Origin of the sequence: Mesonia algae, assembly GCF_003253545.1 — a bacterium.
Taxonomy (GTDB): Bacteria; Bacteroidota; Bacteroidia; order Flavobacteriales; family Flavobacteriaceae; genus Mesonia; species Mesonia algae.
The window spans coordinates 200,493-217,376 of sequence record NZ_QKYV01000005.1 but is presented as its reverse complement, the minus strand read 5'-3'; the positions used below and the strand labels follow the sequence as shown (position 1 = coordinate 217,376).

The following is a 16,884-nucleotide window of genomic DNA, read 5'->3' as shown; positions in this document are numbered from 1 at the left end:
ATAATGGCTAAACAAGAAAACAAAAAACAGCCGGAAGGCAAAAAGCCTAAATTCAACTCTTACTGGATTTACGCAGGAATCATACTCATCTTTTTAGGAATAAATTTTTTTAGTGGAAGCGGTTTTAACGAACCTGCCAAAACTAACATTGCCGAATTTGAATCATTTTTAAAAGACGGTGATGTTAAAAAAGTAGTAGTTATTAATAAACGAACCGCTAATGTTTATTTAACTGAAAAAGCTGCTCAAAAACCTAAACACGAAAAATCTAAGCAAAAAGAATTTTTGCCTGCAGGTGAAACTCCAGATTATACGTTTGAACTTGGGGATCTTCAAAATTTTGAAAATGATTTTGACGAACTTAAAAACGAATATAGTTTAGATACGATTAGAGTGAATGAAACACACTCTGATGTTTGGGGAGAACTTATTTGGTCACTTCTTCCTATTATTTTAATTATTGGAGTTTGGATTTTTATTATGAGAAGAATGAGCGGCGGTGGCGGCGGTGGTCCTGGCGGACAAATCTTCAATATAGGAAAATCTAAAGCCAAACTTTTTGATAAAAACACAGATGTTAAAGCTTCATTTAAAGATGTGGCTGGTTTAGAAGGAGCAAAAGAAGAAGTACAAGAGATTGTGGACTTCTTGAAGCAACCTGAAAAATATACCGCTTTAGGTGGAAAAATTCCTAAAGGAGCTTTACTTGTAGGACCTCCAGGAACAGGAAAAACTTTATTAGCTAAAGCAGTAGCAGGAGAAGCTAAAGTGCCTTTCTACTCACTATCTGGATCAGATTTTGTTGAAATGTTCGTAGGAGTTGGAGCTTCTCGTGTAAGAGATTTATTTAAACAAGCTAAAGAAAAATCACCTTCAATTATCTTTATTGATGAGATTGATGCTATTGGTAGAGCAAGAGGAAAATCTAACTTCTCTGGTTCTAACGATGAAAGAGAAAATACTCTCAATCAATTGTTAACTGAAATGGATGGTTTTGGCACTAATACAAATGTTATTGTGATTGGAGCTACTAACCGTGCAGATGTTCTTGATAAGGCTTTAATGAGAGCCGGACGATTTGACAGACAAATTTATGTAGACCTACCAGACATTAGAGAACGTAAAGAGATTTTTGAGGTTCATTTAAGACCTCTTAAAAAGGTTGCTGATGAATTGGATACAGAATTCTTAGCAAAACAAACTCCAGGATTTTCGGGGGCAGATATTGCAAATGTTTGTAATGAAGCTGCTTTAGTGGCTGCTCGTAAAGGAAACAAAGCTGTAGGAAAACAAGATTTCTTAGACGCTGTAGATAGAATTGTAGGAGGATTAGAGAAAAAGAATAAGATCATAACTCCAGATGAGAAAAAAGCTATTGCTTTTCACGAAGCTGGTCACGCTACTGTAAGTTGGATGTTAGAACATGCTGCTCCTTTAGTTAAAGTTACTATCGTACCAAGGGGTCAGTCTCTAGGTGCAGCTTGGTACTTACCAGAAGAACGTTTAATTGTTCGTACCGAGCAAATGCTAGATGAAATGTGTGCTACTATGGGAGGTAGAGCTGCTGAAAAAGTTATTTTTAATAAAATTTCAACTGGTGCTTTAAGTGATCTTGAAAAAGTAACCAAGCAAGCTAAAGCCATGGTAACGATTTACGGACTTAATGAAAAGGTTGGAAACCTTACTTATTATGATTCTTCAGGACAGAGCGAATACAACTTCACTAAACCTTACAGTGAGAAAACTTCAGAATTAATCGATAAAGAGATCTCTAATATTATTGAAACGCAATACAATAGAGCTATTGATTTATTGACTGAACATAAAGACAAGCTTACCCAATTAGCAGATATTTTATTAGACAAAGAAGTTATTTTCAAAGACGATTTACAAAGAATTTTTGGGGATCGACCTTTTGATAACAAGAAAGGAAAAGAAACTCCATCTGCCGAAATTTTTTCCGCTAAGGAAGATAGTATCGAAGAGAACAAAAATTAAGAATCTTCAAAAAATATAGATTTAGTCTCTTGACTAAGTCTATATTTTTTATCTTTGATTTAAAGCAACATTAATTTATTTACCCCATTAACTGAATATGAGTATATTTAGTAAAATTCTAGGATTCAAATCTAAGTCTGAAAACGAAGAGAATTCTAATCAAAAAGATCAAAGCAAATTTATGCCCGAGGAGAAAATACCTACGGATGAAAATTTCATGATCAACTTTAAAAAGAATGGCGGTAAATTTCTTTATTGTAGCAATAAAGATGAGATGTTAGATGCTTTTCACTCTATACTCAAAGAGAATAATTGGGAAAACTCTAAAGCCTGTTGTTTTGATGAAAATCTAAAGGCTACCTTTAAAGATTTTAATTTAAATTTTAATAAAAGTTCAGATTCTAATTTCTTTCTTTCTACAAGTGAGTATTTAATTGCTAATACTGGTGCTTTATTGATTTCTTCTAATCAAATTGGAGAAAAAAAATTAAATGAATTACCTCATGATTTTATTATTCTTGCAGCAACGAGTCAACTTATAGATACTATAGGTGAAGGCTTAAGAGGAATAAAACACAAGAGCAAAAACAGAATCCCTTCAAACATTACTACCATAAAAACTTTTGAAGATAAAAAAGAAAGTGATTTTATGAGCTATGGTAGTCCTTCTAAAAATCTATATTTGCTGCTATTAGAAGATTTATAGTATGAAAGAAACCTTAACGAGGGCTTTATCGGGTGCCTTGTACATTATAATATTAATTACCTGTGTGCTTGTATCTAAATATTCCTTTTGGGGGCTATTTTTGCTTTTCGGATTTATTTGTGTACACGAGCTTCAAAAACTTTTAAAGCTAAACAGCTACCTTTCTTATGCTTTACTACTAGGTTTTTTTGCTGTCTTTAGTGTCTTCGCACTTAACACCTATGCTTTAAATACGCTTCTAGTTCTCACTTTATTGGTTAAAATTTTGCTTTTAAGAGACTTGATTATTGTGAGGAAAATTCCTCTTTTTCACGAAAAAAAATATATCGTAGTTATTTTTTACCTCATAGCTTCATTTATTTTCCTAACCTTAATTCCTTTTGACTCTAATAATGAGTATCAACCAGAGTTACTTATTGCTATATTTATATTAGTTTGGGTCAATGACACCTTTGCTTATTTAGTAGGGAAAAATTTTGGTAAAAGGAAGTTGTTTGAGAGAGTTTCCCCTAAAAAAACCATTGAAGGCTTTTTAGGAGGGTTATTTTTTAGCATCGTAACAGGTTATGTAATCTCACTTTATATTACTATTTTTACCTACGATCAATGGATTGTACTTAGTATAATTGTTAGTGTTTTTGGAACCTACGGTGACTTAATTCAATCTAAACTAAAAAGACAAGCTAACGTTAAAGACAGCGGAACAATCATGCCAGGACACGGTGGTATGTTAGATCGGTTAGATAGTGTATTATTTGCAGGAACTTTTGTTTATACTTATTTACTTTTTATATAATTATGTTTCATAAAGAAGGTTATAAAATATTAGGATTTTCATTATTGGCTTTTTTAGTTATCAATATATTAAGCTATTCATTCATTGATATCTTATGGCTGCAAAGTGCCGTATTAATTGTTACTGCAGTACTTTTTTTACTTGTAGTACAGTTTTTTAGAAATCCGCAAAGAAAAACTGTGATAAATGACTCTACTATTGTTTCTCCAGTTGATGGTAAAGTAGTAGTCATAGAAGAAGTATTTGAAAAAGAATTTTTTAAGGAGAAAAGATTACAGGTTTCAGTTTTTATGTCACCAATTAATGTACACGTTACAAGATATCCTGTAAACGGGATTGTTACTTATAGTAAATATCATCCAGGAAAATATTTAGTAGCTTGGCACCCTAAATCTAGCGAAGAAAACGAAAGAACGACGGTTGTTGTGAAGAATAAAGCATTTGGTGAGATATTATATAGACAAGTTGCTGGAGCACTAGCTAAACGAATTGTTAATTATGCAAAAGTTAATGACAAAGCTGTACAAGGTGACGATAGTGGATTTATAAAATTTGGTTCTCGCGTAGATTTATATCTTCCGTTAAATACAAAACTCAACGTTAAGCTTAATGAAAAAGTGAAAGGTGGAGTTAGTGTGATTGCAAAACAGTAAATAATGGATAACAGTAAAAAGCTAGACGTAGAGTTTCAAGAAGCTTATGAAAGAGCTACTCATACTAAGCTGCGTTTTCCACCCGATTTAATGCTTCATTTTTATGCCTATTATAAAAGAGCTACCAATGACTCTGAAATTTATAATTTAGCTAACCCTGATAACGAGCAACTAATTACAGCATTTAAAATGAATGCTATTTTTCAAGTAAAAAACTTAAGCTCAAATGAAGCTAAAAAAGAGTACATAAAGCTTGTAAATAAACATATTCCAAAGTAACCTCTCTCCCCCTTTCACTTTATTTTACTCAAAATTTATAGTCTTTGTGTCATTTTATTAAGCACTTATGGCAAGACTATATTTTAAATTTTATTATTTTTATTGATTTTAGGTCAATTAAACTTAGTAATGATTAAAGACAACATTAAGAAACGCACCATAACTGCAAATCAACATATTATCGCCATTGGTGCAAGTGCTGGTGGTTTGGAGGCTTTAAAATTATTTTTTAGTAATTTATCAGATAACGATAATAATAGTTATGTAGTTATTCAGCATTTATCTCCAGATTACAAAAGTATGATGGGTGAGTTATTAGCTAAGTCTACTTCTCTTGTTATTAAACAAATTGAAGATAATAGTGACCTTCTTCCTGGTCATATTTATTTAATCCCTCCAGTAAATAATTTAGTTTTAGAAAACAATAAATTACATCTACTAGAAAAACCTAAAGATCAAAAACTTAATTTGCCTATAGATCTTTTTTTAGAATCTCTTGCTCATTCAAGAAAGGAAAAAGCTATAGCGGTAATTTTAAGTGGTACAGGTAGTGATGGTACAAGCGGAGTTAAAGCTATAAAAGAAAATGATGGTGTAGTAATTGTTCAAGACCCTAATCAATCTAAGTTTGATGGCATGCCTAAAAGCGCTATAAGAACAGGGTTAGTTGACTATATATTACCTGTTGAAGATATGGGAAGTGAAATTACTAGCTTCATTAAATCTTTAGAGTCTTTCCAGGAAAACCAAGAAAATGATATAATTTATAGTAAAACTGTAATGTCTAAAATTTTACATTTAGTAAATCAAGTTCTTGATTTAGACTTTACGGAATACAAACATACTACGCTCGCCCGAAGATTATTACGTAGAATACATGTGTGTAAATGCTCCTCGTTTGATGAGTATTTTACGCTATTAAAATCTAATGAAAAAGAGATAGTTTGTTTAGCTAAAGAGTTTTTAATTGGTGTAACTAAATTTTTTAGAGATACTGAAGTTTGGGAAATCCTTGCCAATAAAGTTATACCAGAGCTGGTAGAAAAAACTAAAGATGGTAATACATTAAAAATATGGGATGTCGCTTGTAGTACTGGTGAAGAGGCCTATTCTCTAGCAATAATTATCAACGAAGAGATTGAAAAACAAGAAAAAAATATAGAGGTTAAAATTTTTGCTACAGATATTGCAGAAGATCATCTTGATATTGGTAGTGCTGCGATCTATAACCATAATATTATTAGTGATATAGACCCTTACTTGTTTCAAAAATATCTAATTCCCGTAAATGAAAATTATCAAGTTGTAGAGGAGCTTAGACGAATGGTCGTATTCTCTAAACATAATATTATCCAAAACCCTCCATTTAGTAAAATGGATATGGTGCTTTGTAGAAACTTGCTCATCTACTTTCAACCTAGTATTCAACAAAAAGCATTAAATGTCCTTCATTATAGCTTAAAAGAAAATGGTTTTTTGGTTTTAGGTACTAGCGAAAGCATTCATACTCATCAAGATGATTTTGAGGCTGTAGATAGAAAATGGAAAATATTTAAAAATACACAACCAAGACACAGATTGAAAACAGAAATATTAAAAACTTCCACCAATCAAATTCATAGTGTGAAACGAGAAAATATTCAAGAAAACATTACAAGGATAAATCCGAGAAAACAGCGCTTTTTAGAAAATTTTAATCAAACTATTTTAAATCATTTTGGTGGAGCGAGTGTTTTTATTGATAAGAATTATAATATTCTGCAAGCTATAGGTGAATTTAGAAAATATGCTAACCTTCCCACACAAGGTTTTTCAATTAATTTATTAGAAATGATAGGTGATGAACTTAAACCTATTGTACAATCTAGTATTAGAAAAGCTTCAAAAACAAATCAAGAAATTATTTATAGGAATGCTTTTTACAACGATAATGACGAGAAAAAAGCTACAGATATTTTCATTAAACCTTTTTCACAAAATAATACCGATATAGGAGATACTTTTTCCATCACTTTTGTAGAGAAAAAAGTAGATTACTCAAAATTTGAAGAAGCTCATACGCTAACAAATTCTGGTAGAAATCGAGAATATATCAACGAAATTGAAGAAGAATTAAAAAAAACACAAGAAGAATTACAAACATCTTTAGAAGAACTCGAAACTAGTAATGCAGAACTTCAAGCTGCTAATGAGGAGCTATTAGCATCTAATGAAGAACTCCAAAGTACTAACGAAGAGCTGCAAAGTGTTAATGAAGAAATTAATACCGTTAATGCTGAGAATGTTCAAAAAATGGAAGATCTCGCTCAGCTTAACGCGGATATGAACAATCTTTTAGAAAGCACAGATATTGGAACTATATTTTTAGATAAGGATTTAAAAATTAGAAAGTTTACTCCAGCTATTCAAAAACACTTTAGTCTTTTAAATTCTGATGTAGGCCGACCAATTGACAACTTTACAAATAGTTTTGGTTTACAAAGAAGAAACATATTAGTGAATAGATGTAAGAAAGTTCTTAAAACGGGCAAAACCCTAGAAAAAAATATTGTATCACGAGAAGGTAAAAATTATTTACAACGCATATCTGCATTTATCAATTCAAAAGATCAAGCTGAAGGAGTCGTGATCACTTTTATTGATGTTGAATCTTTACAAATTGCTAAAGATAAATTAGTTGCTAGTGAAAAACGATTTAAATCTTTTTATGAAGAAGATCCTGTTATGCACTTTAGTGTAGATCCTCAAACTTCAAAAATAGTCCAATGTAATTTAGAAGCTGTAGAAAGACTGGGCTACGAATCTAAAGATGAAATAATTGGGCATAACATGTACAATCTTTATGAAGATGAAGCACAATTAGAAGCTCTTAAACTCGATAAAATTTTTCAGGAAAAAGGGGAACTAAAAAATATTGAGTTGAAAATGCTTACCAAAAAAGGAGATATTATACCAATTATGATGAGCTCAAATGTAGAGTTAGATGAGAATGGTAATGGTATTACTAATAGATTTACGTGTGTTGATGTTTCTGAACTAAAAGATATTCAAAGAAAACTTAATAAGCAAAAGCTAGCATTACAGCGCGCTAATAAAGATCTAGAACAATTTGTTTCTATTTGTTCTCACGATTTACAAGAACCACTTTCTACCATTAAATTTGGTAGTGATATTTTGGGTAAAATATATGGTAATCGATTAGATGACAAAGGTCGAGAATATATTTCTTATATAGATCAAGCTTCAGATAGGCTTTCTCAACAGATAAAAGCTTTATTAGAACACTCTAGAATTGGGAGAAATACTGAAAAGCAAATTGTAAATACCAAAGAAATCGTAGAAGTAGTTAAATATGATTTAGGTAAGAGAATAAAAGAAACCAATGCTAAAATTTACTCAGGTAGTTTACCTAAAATAACTGGTTATGAAGTAGAGTTAAGATTATTATTTCAAAATTTAATAAGTAACTCTCTTAAATACAAGGCAAAAAATAAAGAACCAGAAATTAGAATTTCTTCTTTTAAAGAAGGAGATTTTTATGTGTTCTCTATTATGGACAATGGGATAGGAATATCTAAAGAAGATCAAAAAAATATCTTTACCATTTTTAACCGTGTACCTACTCAAGAAAAATATGAAGGTACAGGAGTCGGTTTAGCCCACGTAGAAAAAATTGTAGCTCTACATAAAGGAAATATATGGGTAGAATCTCAAGTAGGAGTGGGAAGTACCTTTTATTTTAAATTAAAGGCAACATAAAAAATGCAGGATCAAGAAAAAATCATAACTGCTACCAATTTAACAAATTGTGATAAGGAGCCTATTCATATCATTGGGCACATACAACCACACGGAGCTTTGGTTGTAATTGATATGAAATCTTATGCAATAGTAAATTATAGCGAAAATTTAAGTAGCTTTTTACAAACAAAAAATCTATCTAGCTTTCGTTATTTAAATGATTTATTTCCTGATGATTTTATTATTCAATTAAAAAAAGAATTAGAAGCCAATAAAACCTTGTCTACTTACACATTTGAGAAAGGCAAGGAAAATTTTCTATTAATCCCGCATGTAAGCGATGACAAAGTAATTATAGATGTTGAAAAACAAAAGGATAAACTCCCTTCTTTTACTTTTCAGCAACAGCTTAATAACATTTTAAGTCAGATAGAGAAAACCACTTCTTTAAAGGAAACCAGTCAAATATCAACTCAACTTATAAAGAATATTTATGGGTACAACCGTGTGATGTTATATCGTTTTGACAAAGATTGGAACGGAGAAGTTATTGCCGAAACCAAAGATGAAAATCTAGAAACGTGGTTGGGATTACGGTATCCTGCCAGCGATATACCTAAACCTGCACGAGAAATCTTTTTAAAACAAGGTGTTAGAATTATTAGTGATGTTTATTATAAACCCTCACCTATTCTTTCTCTCGATAATTCTAATCTGCAGACATCAATTAACCTTACCAATTCTGAACTTAGAGGTGTATCTCCTATTCATATCGAATACTTAAAGAACATGAAAGTAAATGCTTCTTTAACTACCTCGATTATAGTAAATGGTAAACTGTGGGGGCTTATTACCTGTCATCATTACAAAGCTAAAACGGTAGATTATTTTCAGCGACAAAGCTGTAAATTTCTGACCCAAGTTTTTGCTAATCAAATTAATTTATTAGATACCAAAAAATATGTAAGCAGCAGTAAACAACTAGAAACCTTAAGAAAAAAACTTATGCTACAAATGCAAAGTGTTTCTAAGTTTAAAGAAGCTCTGCTCAACTATCAGCCCAACCTGAAAGATTTTATAGATTGCGGCGGAGTTGCGTTGATTAGAAAGAATAAAATTAATGTTTTAGGCGGCACTCCGCTTAAAAAAGAAATAGAAACCCTCATTCGTGAGCACTTGGCTAAACAAAAAAAATCTATTTATTTTACTGAAAGTTTAAGTTCTCATTTTGCTTCCGCGGAAGCGTACACAAAAACGGCATCAGGTATTTTAGCTATAAGTTTAGATGCTAATTTTAAAGACTTTATTATCTGGTTTAGACCCGAAATTATTACCACCATTGAGTGGGGCGGCAATCCTGAAAAAAATGGATATGTAAAAGATGGGGTCACCTATTTACATCCTAGAAAGTCATTTGAAAAATGGTCAGAAAAAGTTGCAGGTAGCTCTAAAGTGTGGGAAAATTCTGAAATTGAAGCTGCTACTAAATTGCAAGAGAATATAAATACGGTTTTAGTTAAAAAACAAAAAGAAAAAATAAAGCTTCTTAACAACAAGCTAAAAAGAGTCAATAAAGAATTAGAAACTTTTAGTTATAGCGTTTCTCACGATTTACGAGCTCCACTTCGAGGGATTGACGGCTATGCTAGGATTTTAAAAGAACATTTAAATTTAGAAAAAGATGATTATTCTTCTCACGCATTAGAAACTATCATTTCTTCTTCCAAAAAAATGGACATTTTAATTGACGATATTTTATCTTACTCTAAAATAGGAAGGCAAGATATAAGAAGAATCCCGGTAGACTTAAACGCTGTTGTTTTTGAAATTATAAATTCTTCAAATTTAAAAATCAATTATCCTCAAACTCAAATTAAAGCTGAGAAAAACTTACCCAAAGTATTTGCCGATTCGAGAATGGTAACTCAAGTTTGTGCAAACTTAATTACTAATGCAATTAAGTACAGCCAAAACCAAAAAGAACCTTTTGTAGAAATAGGCTATAAAGAAGAATCTAAAGCTTACTTTGTAAAAGATAATGGAATAGGTATAGATGAAAAATACATAGATAAAATTTTTAATGTCTTTACTAGATTAGCTTCAGCAGATTATGAAGGCTCAGGAATTGGGTTAGCTATCGTTAAAAAATCTATAGATCTACACGAAGGAAAGATATGGGTAGAAACTAAGTTAAATGAGGGAACTACGTTCTTTTTTAATTTCGGTAACGCTTAATATTGTATTTTTACTCGCTAGTTGAATGTTGAATATTAGTATTTAAATTATGATCAATACAAAGCTTAGAATTCTCTTAGTAGAGGATGAAAAAACAGATGCCGAACTCATCACCTTTCAACTAAAAAAAATTGTTGAAAATTTTGAAATAAAAGTTGTAGATAACATAGAAGACGCTACACATGCTCTTCATAATTACATCCCAGATGTTGTTCTTTCTGACTATAATTTACCAACTTGTACGGGATTAGATGTATTAACAACTACTCAAGATATCGACGCTAATATTCCGCTTATTTTTATAACAGGAACCATTAATGATGAAGAATTAGCAGCTAATACTATTCTTGCTGGTGCTTCGGGTTATATACTTAAAAAGCACATGAATATTCTTTCAGAAAAATTAGAACCTCTTTTAAAAAGAGTAATTTTTGAAATGATCGAAAAAGAGGATTTAAGAGAAAAAGTAAGGAAAAATAAAATTGCTGTCAATCAAATCTACAGTTACTTAGATGATATAAAATATGACAATGAAGAACAAAGAAAAAGTATCTTTGAAATTAGGAAAAAAATTAATAAAATAGATTTGAATAATGATTGATAAATTAAGAGAAGCCACTAAAGAACTTCACGAAAATATTGAAAAAAAGAATTTAGCTTATCTTATTATAAATCATAAAATAAAAATTGACGAATACAAGTTGCTCTTGCTTCAAAATTACGTTGCTTATGCAATTACCGAACTGCAAATAAGCAATTATATTGACATAAAAAACACGCTTAAAAGTGAATTATTATTAGAAGATCTTTCCGCATTAGAGATTAATGAAGATGTAATTCAAAAAAATATTTTAAAGTTTGAAAATCTATTTACTTTAAATAATACAATTGAATCATTAGGAGCTAAATATGTGGTCGATGGTTCTGCTCTTGGCGGTGTATTTATTGCTAAAAACATACCTTTATGCAAAAACTTGCAAGAGTTACCTAAACCTATTTTTTTTAGTGGTGATAGAGATCAAGTTAAGCAATGGAACTCTTTTAGTAAAACCCTAAAGAAAGACTACAGCCTTGAAGAAGAGAACTTAGCCATTAATAAAGCCAAAGAAACTTTCATCTTCTTTAGTAAAGTTTTCTCTGAAGTCTCTCTTTAAAGTCTATAAATTATTCTACCTAGCTATTTACATAAAATGCGTGAATAACACCAGGTAACCAACCTACAACCGTTAATAGAACACTTATCAAAAAAGTTGTACCTAAGCCGTGTTTTAAAAATACAGCTAACGGTGGTAATAAAATATTTAAAATAATTGTTAGTAATGACATAATTAATTGGTTTTTAGTTTATGCCAAATTAATAATTATTAATTTCTCTTTCGTTAATAATATACCAATTTACGTTCTTTTAACTATTGAAAATTGAGTACTTTTAAATCTTTCATTTCTCAAATAAAAATTAACATGGTTGCAAAAAAGCTACTTTTTCTTTTCATTCTTTTTTCTTGTTATACTTATGCACAAGAAATTAAAATACCTATAGATACTACTATTACCACAAAACACTTAGCTACCATTAATGGTTTTAAAATAGATTACACCGCCACTACAGGAATGCAACCTGTTTGGAATAATGAAAACAAAGCCATCGCTACTCTACATTATACTTACTATAAAAAACAAGTAAAAAAAGATGATGCTAATACCCAAAGACCTCTTTTGATTTCGTTTAATGGCGGACCTGGGTCGGCTTCTGCCTGGATGCATATTGCTTACACTGGGCCAAAAGTTCTAAACTTAAGTGAAGAAGGTTATCCTGTACAACCTTATGGCTTGAAAGATAACCCCTACTCTATTTTAGATGTTGCCGATATTCTATACATCAATCCTGTCAATACAGGTTACTCTAGAACTTTAAAAGTGGATGACAAAGAACCAAATAGAGATTTATTTTTTGGGATAAATGCAGATATTAAATACTTGGCGAGCTGGTTAGATAACTTTGTTAGCAGAAACAATCTCTGGCTTTCGCCGAAATATCTAATTGGAGAGAGCTATGGCGGAACTCGTGTTTCTGGACTTGCCCTAGCTTTGCAAGAGCAACAATGGATGTACCTTAACGGAGTAATATTAGTTTCTCCTGCCGATTATCTTACTTTTGATTCTGATACGCCCTTGTCATCATCGTTATTTTTACCTTATTTTTCAGCAGCAGCTTGGTATCATAAAGCTTTATCTTCAAATTTTCAATCAAAAGAGCTTGAGCTAATTTTACCAGAAGTAGAAAAATATGCTTTAGATGTTTTACTTCCGGCCTTAGCTAAAGGCTCTATGCTTTCTACTTCCGACAAGGAAAAAATTGCTACACAAATGGCCAGCTACACTGGTATTCCTAAAAAAGTGATTCTTCAACATAATTTAGATCTTCCTTCTAGAGTTTTTTGGAAAGAACTTTTAAGAGAGAAATCTGGCCATACGATTGGTAGATTAGATTCCCGTTATTTAGGTATTGATAGAAAGTTAGCAGGAAATAGTCCAGATTACAGTCCCGAGTTAACGTCTTGGCTTCATTCTTTTACACCTGCTATTAATTATTATATGCGAGAGCATCTTAACTTTAAAACCGATTTAAAGTACAATATGTTTGGTTCTGTTCATCCTTGGGATAATCGCGGAAATAACACTAGAGAACAATTGCGAAAAGCAATGGCAGAAAACCCGTATCTAAATGTGCTTTTCCAAACAGGTTATTATGATGGCGCCACCACTTATTTTCATTCTAAATATACGATGAGTCAAATAGATCCTAGCGGTCAGTTAACAGATAGAATTCAGTTTAAAACCTATCATAGCGGACATATGATGTATGTACGTCAAGCGGATTTAAAAACTGCTAATGATGATATTAGAGAGTTCCTTCAACAAACCAATCAGCAAAATAAAACTGCCAAGTACTAATAAACCTTATATAATTTTGATGAAAAAGTGAATTTTACCAGTTCTGCAATGGTATGAAAACCTAATTTTTCTTTAATATTTTTCTTGTGTTTTTCTACTGTATGATAGGATGCACATAAGGTTTCTGCTATTTCTTTACTGGTTTTTCTGAAGCTAAAGTCACGAGTACTTCTTTTTCTCTAATGGTAAGGTTTTCAATTTTTGAAATTCCTGCGGCTGCACCTATCCAAATATTATGATTGGTATCTTCGGTTATAACAAAAATTCAAATCATTTATTGACCAATTGGTATCATCCTCATCATTTGAAAAAATAGAAGTTAATTTCTTTTCCTTTCATATAAAAAAGATCATCATCACTTCCAATTCATAAAAAACCTTGAGATTAATTTGAAGTAATCCACCTTCTGATGTACTCAATAAAAAATTTTCCTTATCTAAACTTAAAGCAACATTAATAAAATTTTCTTTGTTTTCTTTTGGTAATTGAAATATTTGAAACGTTTTTGAAACGACATCATAAATCACAAAATTAATATTTAAGCAAAAAAGAACAGATTCTTTATTTAACAGAAAAACATCATAGACGATTTTTTCATTTAAAATATTTTTTGAAATAGGAATAGAAAAATGTTTATTCTCAGATAACTGATAACTTAAAATCCTTTCAGAATTGGAAGCAAAAGAATATTCTTCAAATTTTTGCAGACCATCTTCGGTTCCTGCCTATAAAAACCCTAAACTATCTTTTACGATGGCCTTAGAATTGACTTGAAGTAAACCTTTATCTTGTCCTAAATAATTTACATAGAGAGTGTCACTATCTATCGTTTCCTGAGATGATACAGAGAAAATTTTTAAAAGTAAGAATATAAAAAACAGTTTATTATTCAATCATTAATAGCTTTTTAGACTTCTTAAAGAAAAAAATCTTTACTTCCCAATACAGAAGTTAGCAAAAATATTCCCGAGTAAATCGTCTGGACTTACTTCTCCAGAGATACTACCAAAATGATATAATGCTTCTCTAATATCTATAGCCAATAGGTCTCCTGTTAAGCCTATATTCATGCCTTCTTGTACATTATTAATTTCTTTTTGAGCTTTTAGCAAAGCGTCGTAATGTCTAGAATTGGTAACAATTGCATCGTTACTTTTTAATGCTCCCGTATTTACAAACTGTAGCAACTTTTCTTCTAATTGCTCTACTCCCTCTTTTTCTTTGGCAGAAAGCAATAACACATCGGGTAAGGCGCTAGAAAATTCTGCTTTTAGTTGAGGATCTAATACATCGGTTTTATTGGCAATTATTAATAACGGTTTTCCCGGAAATTGATTTTTGATCTTTTCTACCTCAACTTTTACTTGTTGCAGACTTAAATTATCATTTTTTACTTTTTGAGCATCGAACAAATACACTACAATCTGTGCTTGTTCCATTTTTTGAAAAGTCTTTTTTATTCCTAAACCTTCAATTTTATCTTGTGTTTCTCGTATGCCGGCAGTATCAATAAATCGAAAACCTACTCCGCCAATAGCAATTTCATCTTCAATAGTATCTCTTGTCGTTCCTGCAATATCACTTACGATAGCCCGATCTTCATTTAGCAGAGAGTTTAAAAGTGTCGATTTTCCCACATTGGGTTCGCCCACAATAGCGACAGGAATACCATTTTTAAGTACGTTCCCTACCGCAAAAGAATCTATTAATCTAGAAAGTGTTTTTTGAATTTTTAAAATAAGAGCTTGAAATTGATCTCTGTTGGCAAACTCTACATCTTCTTCAGAGAAATCTAATTCTAACTCTATTAAAGAAGCAAAATTTAGCAACTCCTGTCTTAAGCTTTTTATTTCTGAAGCAAAACCGCCACGCATTTGTTGCATCGCTAATTGATGGCTTGCTGCATTATCACTCGCAATCAAATCGGCCACCGCTTCTGCCTGGCTCAATTCCATTTTTCCGTTAAGGAAAGCGCGTAGTGTAAACTCTCCTGCTTGTGCCGCTCTACAGCCTTGCTGAAGTAAGAGATTAATAATTTCTTGTTGTATAAACGGACTCCCATGGCAAGAGATCTCTACTGTATTTTCACCTGTATAAGAGCGAGTTCCTTTAAAAACAGAAACCAAACTTTCATCTATGATACGTTGGTCTTTTTTAATAAACCCTAATTGCAACGTATGTGAAGGCTGCTCTCTTAAACTTACTTTATTTTTCGCTTCAAAAACAGGAGCTGTAAAATTAATAGCATCTGGTCCTGAAACTCGAATAAGAGCAATGGCACCACTCCCTGGGGCACTTGCTAAGGCTACAATAGTATCTTCTAAAATCATGCTGCAAAGGTAATAAACCTTATGCAGTTAAAATAAGAAATGTAAAATCAGACAAATTAAAATGTCTAAGAGATCATTGAATACGATTACTTTTTATCAGATAAATACGTCAGAGAGATCAACTATGTAACAAAAATTATTTTTAAACGTCATATACATAGACCACTAAGATAACTATTATGGAAATTATTACTGAAAAAAGAGACGACCGACAATTATTAATGCTAACACATCTTAGCCAATTACTTGATTTAATAACGGGTGTTGGCGGGTTTGTAGTGCCTTTAGTTATATGGCTTACTCAAAAAGACCGTGTTCATGGAATCGATGAACAAGGGAAACAAATTATCAACTTTCAAATAAGTATTTTTATCTACGCTATTTTAAGTATACCACTTATATTTTTATTCGGACTTGGAGTGCTCGTATTGATTGCTATAGGTATTGTTGCTTTTATATTCCCTATTATTAATGCAATTAAAGCAAGTCAAGGCGAACCGACCTATTATCCTTTCACTATAGAATTTCTAAAATAAATCTATTTTAAAAGCTCTGGAAATTTGGCTTTAAATTTTTGAAATCTAGGGTTAGAGACATTTCTAATATAAGAATTATTAGGGTGATGTTTCTTATAATCTTGGTGATAAGCTTCTGCTTCCCAAAATTTTTGAAAAGGCATAATTTCGGCAGCAATAGGTTTATTATAATTCTGTTGTAAATCCTTTACTTTAGCTTCTATAATGTTTTTTTGCTCTTTATTCTGATAAAAAATAATAGAACGGTATTGAGAACCTATATCGGGTCCTTGTCCGTTTTTTTGAGTCACATTTTGCGAACCAAAATATACATCTACTAAAGTTTTAAAACTTACCACTTTGGGATCGTATATAATTTCTACTGCTTCGGCATGCCCCGTTTTTCCTGTATTACTGGCTTCGTAAGTAGGATTTTCGGTATGTCCGCCTGCATATCCAGATATAGACTCTTGTACCCCATTTACACTTTCGTAAATTGCTTCTACACACCAAAAGCATCCGCTTGCGAAGTAAGCTTTTTCATACCCTTGGGTAGTTGCCTTTACTTGTACGGGAGTGGCATTAGAAAGTTCTTGGTTCTTTTTTTCTTGAGCGTTATTATTTCCACAGTTCATAAAAAATAAACTGGCAAAAGCAATCATTAAATTTTTCATAG

The 16,884-nt window shown here is 31.5% G+C and carries 15 protein-coding genes and 1 pseudogene; 11 read left to right on the top strand and 5 right to left on the bottom strand.

The annotated features are described in order from the left end of the window. Positions 1-3: 3 nt before the first annotated feature. The 9 genes from ftsH to LX95_RS10260 all read left to right on the top strand — a co-directional run bounded on the left by ftsH (position 4) and on the right by LX95_RS10260 (position 11,562). A complete protein-coding gene (ftsH, locus tag LX95_RS10300; RefSeq protein ID WP_111541361.1) occupies positions 4-1,998 on the top strand; it encodes an ATP-dependent zinc metalloprotease FtsH in 1,995 nt (664 codons plus the stop codon). A gap of 97 nt (positions 1,999-2,095) precedes the next feature. After that, positions 2,096-2,704, top strand: coding sequence for an LUD domain-containing protein (locus LX95_RS10295; protein WP_111541360.1), 609 nt, complete (start codon positions 2,096-2,098; stop codon positions 2,702-2,704). Position 2,705: 1 nt separating this feature from the next. Continuing rightward, the gene (locus LX95_RS10290; RefSeq protein ID WP_111541359.1) at positions 2,706-3,500 is read left to right on the top strand and encodes a phosphatidate cytidylyltransferase; all 795 of its coding nucleotides are present in this window, start codon (positions 2,706-2,708) and stop codon (positions 3,498-3,500) included. Positions 3,501-3,502: 2 nt separating this feature from the next. Next, on the top strand, positions 3,503-4,153 hold the full coding sequence (locus LX95_RS10285; RefSeq protein WP_111541358.1) for a phosphatidylserine decarboxylase family protein: 651 nt from the start codon (positions 3,503-3,505) through the stop codon (positions 4,151-4,153). Between the two features lie 3 nt (positions 4,154-4,156). Continuing rightward, on the top strand, positions 4,157-4,432 hold the full coding sequence (locus tag LX95_RS10280; protein WP_111541357.1) for an acyl-CoA-binding protein: 276 nt from the start codon (positions 4,157-4,159) through the stop codon (positions 4,430-4,432). A gap of 129 nt (positions 4,433-4,561) precedes the next feature. Further along, on the top strand, positions 4,562-8,191 hold the full coding sequence (locus LX95_RS10275; RefSeq protein WP_111541453.1) for a CheR family methyltransferase: 3,630 nt from the start codon (positions 4,562-4,564) through the stop codon (positions 8,189-8,191). Between the two features lie 3 nt (positions 8,192-8,194). Beyond that, a complete protein-coding gene (locus tag LX95_RS10270) occupies positions 8,195-10,408 on the top strand; it encodes an ATP-binding protein (RefSeq protein WP_111541356.1) in 2,214 nt (737 codons plus the stop codon). 49 nt (positions 10,409-10,457) lie between these two features. Beyond that, positions 10,458-11,009, top strand: coding sequence for a response regulator (locus LX95_RS10265; protein ID WP_111541355.1), 552 nt, complete (start codon positions 10,458-10,460; stop codon positions 11,007-11,009). Continuing rightward, on the top strand, positions 11,002-11,562 hold the full coding sequence (locus LX95_RS10260; protein WP_111541354.1) for a biliverdin-producing heme oxygenase: 561 nt from the start codon (positions 11,002-11,004) through the stop codon (positions 11,560-11,562). The genes LX95_RS10265 and LX95_RS10260 overlap by 8 nt, the downstream gene beginning before the upstream one ends. A 19-nt stretch (positions 11,563-11,581) precedes the next feature. Here the strand turns inward: LX95_RS10260 and LX95_RS10255 are convergent, their stop codons facing one another. Then, positions 11,582-11,734, bottom strand: coding sequence for a YqaE/Pmp3 family membrane protein (locus LX95_RS10255; protein ID WP_111541353.1), 153 nt, complete (start codon positions 11,732-11,734; stop codon positions 11,582-11,584). 135 nt (positions 11,735-11,869) lie between these two features. Between LX95_RS10255 and LX95_RS10250 the strand changes: the two genes are divergently transcribed. Continuing rightward, positions 11,870-13,363, top strand: coding sequence for a S10 family peptidase (locus tag LX95_RS10250; RefSeq protein WP_111541352.1), 1,494 nt, complete (start codon positions 11,870-11,872; stop codon positions 13,361-13,363). Here LX95_RS10250 and LX95_RS14875 read toward each other — a convergent pair. The 3 genes and pseudogenes from LX95_RS14875 to mnmE all read right to left on the bottom strand — a co-directional run. Beyond that, positions 13,360-13,497, bottom strand: a pseudogene (locus tag LX95_RS14875) (LuxR C-terminal-related transcriptional regulator); the annotation flags it as partial. The gene LX95_RS10250 and the pseudogene LX95_RS14875 sit on opposite strands and share 4 nt — an antisense overlap. Before the next feature lie 591 nt (positions 13,498-14,088). After that, positions 14,089-14,256, bottom strand: coding sequence for a hypothetical protein (locus tag LX95_RS14635; protein ID WP_170116603.1), 168 nt, complete (start codon positions 14,254-14,256; stop codon positions 14,089-14,091). A 39-nt stretch (positions 14,257-14,295) separates the two neighbouring features. Beyond that, positions 14,296-15,693 (bottom strand): tRNA uridine-5-carboxymethylaminomethyl(34) synthesis GTPase MnmE, encoded by a 1,398-nt coding sequence (gene mnmE, locus LX95_RS10235; protein WP_111541350.1) that lies wholly within the window; start codon positions 15,691-15,693, stop codon positions 14,296-14,298. A gap of 179 nt (positions 15,694-15,872) precedes the next feature. On the opposite strand from mnmE, the gene LX95_RS10230 reads away from it, so the two are divergent. Beyond that, the gene (locus LX95_RS10230) at positions 15,873-16,229 is read left to right on the top strand and encodes a DUF4870 domain-containing protein (protein ID WP_111541349.1); all 357 of its coding nucleotides are present in this window, start codon (positions 15,873-15,875) and stop codon (positions 16,227-16,229) included. A 2-nt stretch (positions 16,230-16,231) separates the two neighbouring features. Here LX95_RS10230 and msrA read toward each other — a convergent pair whose 3' ends face one another. Next, the gene (gene msrA / locus LX95_RS10225) at positions 16,232-16,882 is read right to left on the bottom strand and encodes a peptide-methionine (S)-S-oxide reductase MsrA (RefSeq protein WP_111541348.1); all 651 of its coding nucleotides are present in this window, start codon (positions 16,880-16,882) and stop codon (positions 16,232-16,234) included. Between the last annotated feature and the right edge of the window lie 2 nt (positions 16,883-16,884).

Coding starts and splice junctions, on each gene's coding strand:
- ftsH (WP_111541361.1), top strand. CDS start 4: ATGGCTAAACAAGAAAACAAAAAACAGCCGGAAGGCAAAAAGCCTAAA.
- LX95_RS10295 (WP_111541360.1), top strand. CDS start 2,096: ATGAGTATATTTAGTAAAATTCTAGGATTCAAATCTAAGTCTGAAAAC.
- LX95_RS10290 (WP_111541359.1), top strand. CDS start 2,706: ATGAAAGAAACCTTAACGAGGGCTTTATCGGGTGCCTTGTACATTATA.
- LX95_RS10285 (WP_111541358.1), top strand. CDS start 3,503: ATGTTTCATAAAGAAGGTTATAAAATATTAGGATTTTCATTATTGGCT.
- LX95_RS10280 (WP_111541357.1), top strand. CDS start 4,157: ATGGATAACAGTAAAAAGCTAGACGTAGAGTTTCAAGAAGCTTATGAA.
- LX95_RS10275 (WP_111541453.1), top strand. CDS start 4,562: ATGATTAAAGACAACATTAAGAAACGCACCATAACTGCAAATCAACAT.
- LX95_RS10270 (WP_111541356.1), top strand. CDS start 8,195: ATGCAGGATCAAGAAAAAATCATAACTGCTACCAATTTAACAAATTGT.
- LX95_RS10265 (WP_111541355.1), top strand. CDS start 10,458: ATGATCAATACAAAGCTTAGAATTCTCTTAGTAGAGGATGAAAAAACA.
- LX95_RS10260 (WP_111541354.1), top strand. CDS start 11,002: ATGATTGATAAATTAAGAGAAGCCACTAAAGAACTTCACGAAAATATT.
- LX95_RS10255 (WP_111541353.1), bottom strand. CDS start 11,734: ATGTCATTACTAACAATTATTTTAAATATTTTATTACCACCGTTAGCT.
- LX95_RS10250 (WP_111541352.1), top strand. CDS start 11,870: ATGGTTGCAAAAAAGCTACTTTTTCTTTTCATTCTTTTTTCTTGTTAT.
- mnmE (WP_111541350.1), bottom strand. CDS start 15,693: ATGATTTTAGAAGATACTATTGTAGCCTTAGCAAGTGCCCCAGGGAGT.
- LX95_RS10230 (WP_111541349.1), top strand. CDS start 15,873: ATGGAAATTATTACTGAAAAAAGAGACGACCGACAATTATTAATGCTA.
- msrA (WP_111541348.1), bottom strand. CDS start 16,882: ATGAAAAATTTAATGATTGCTTTTGCCAGTTTATTTTTTATGAACTGT.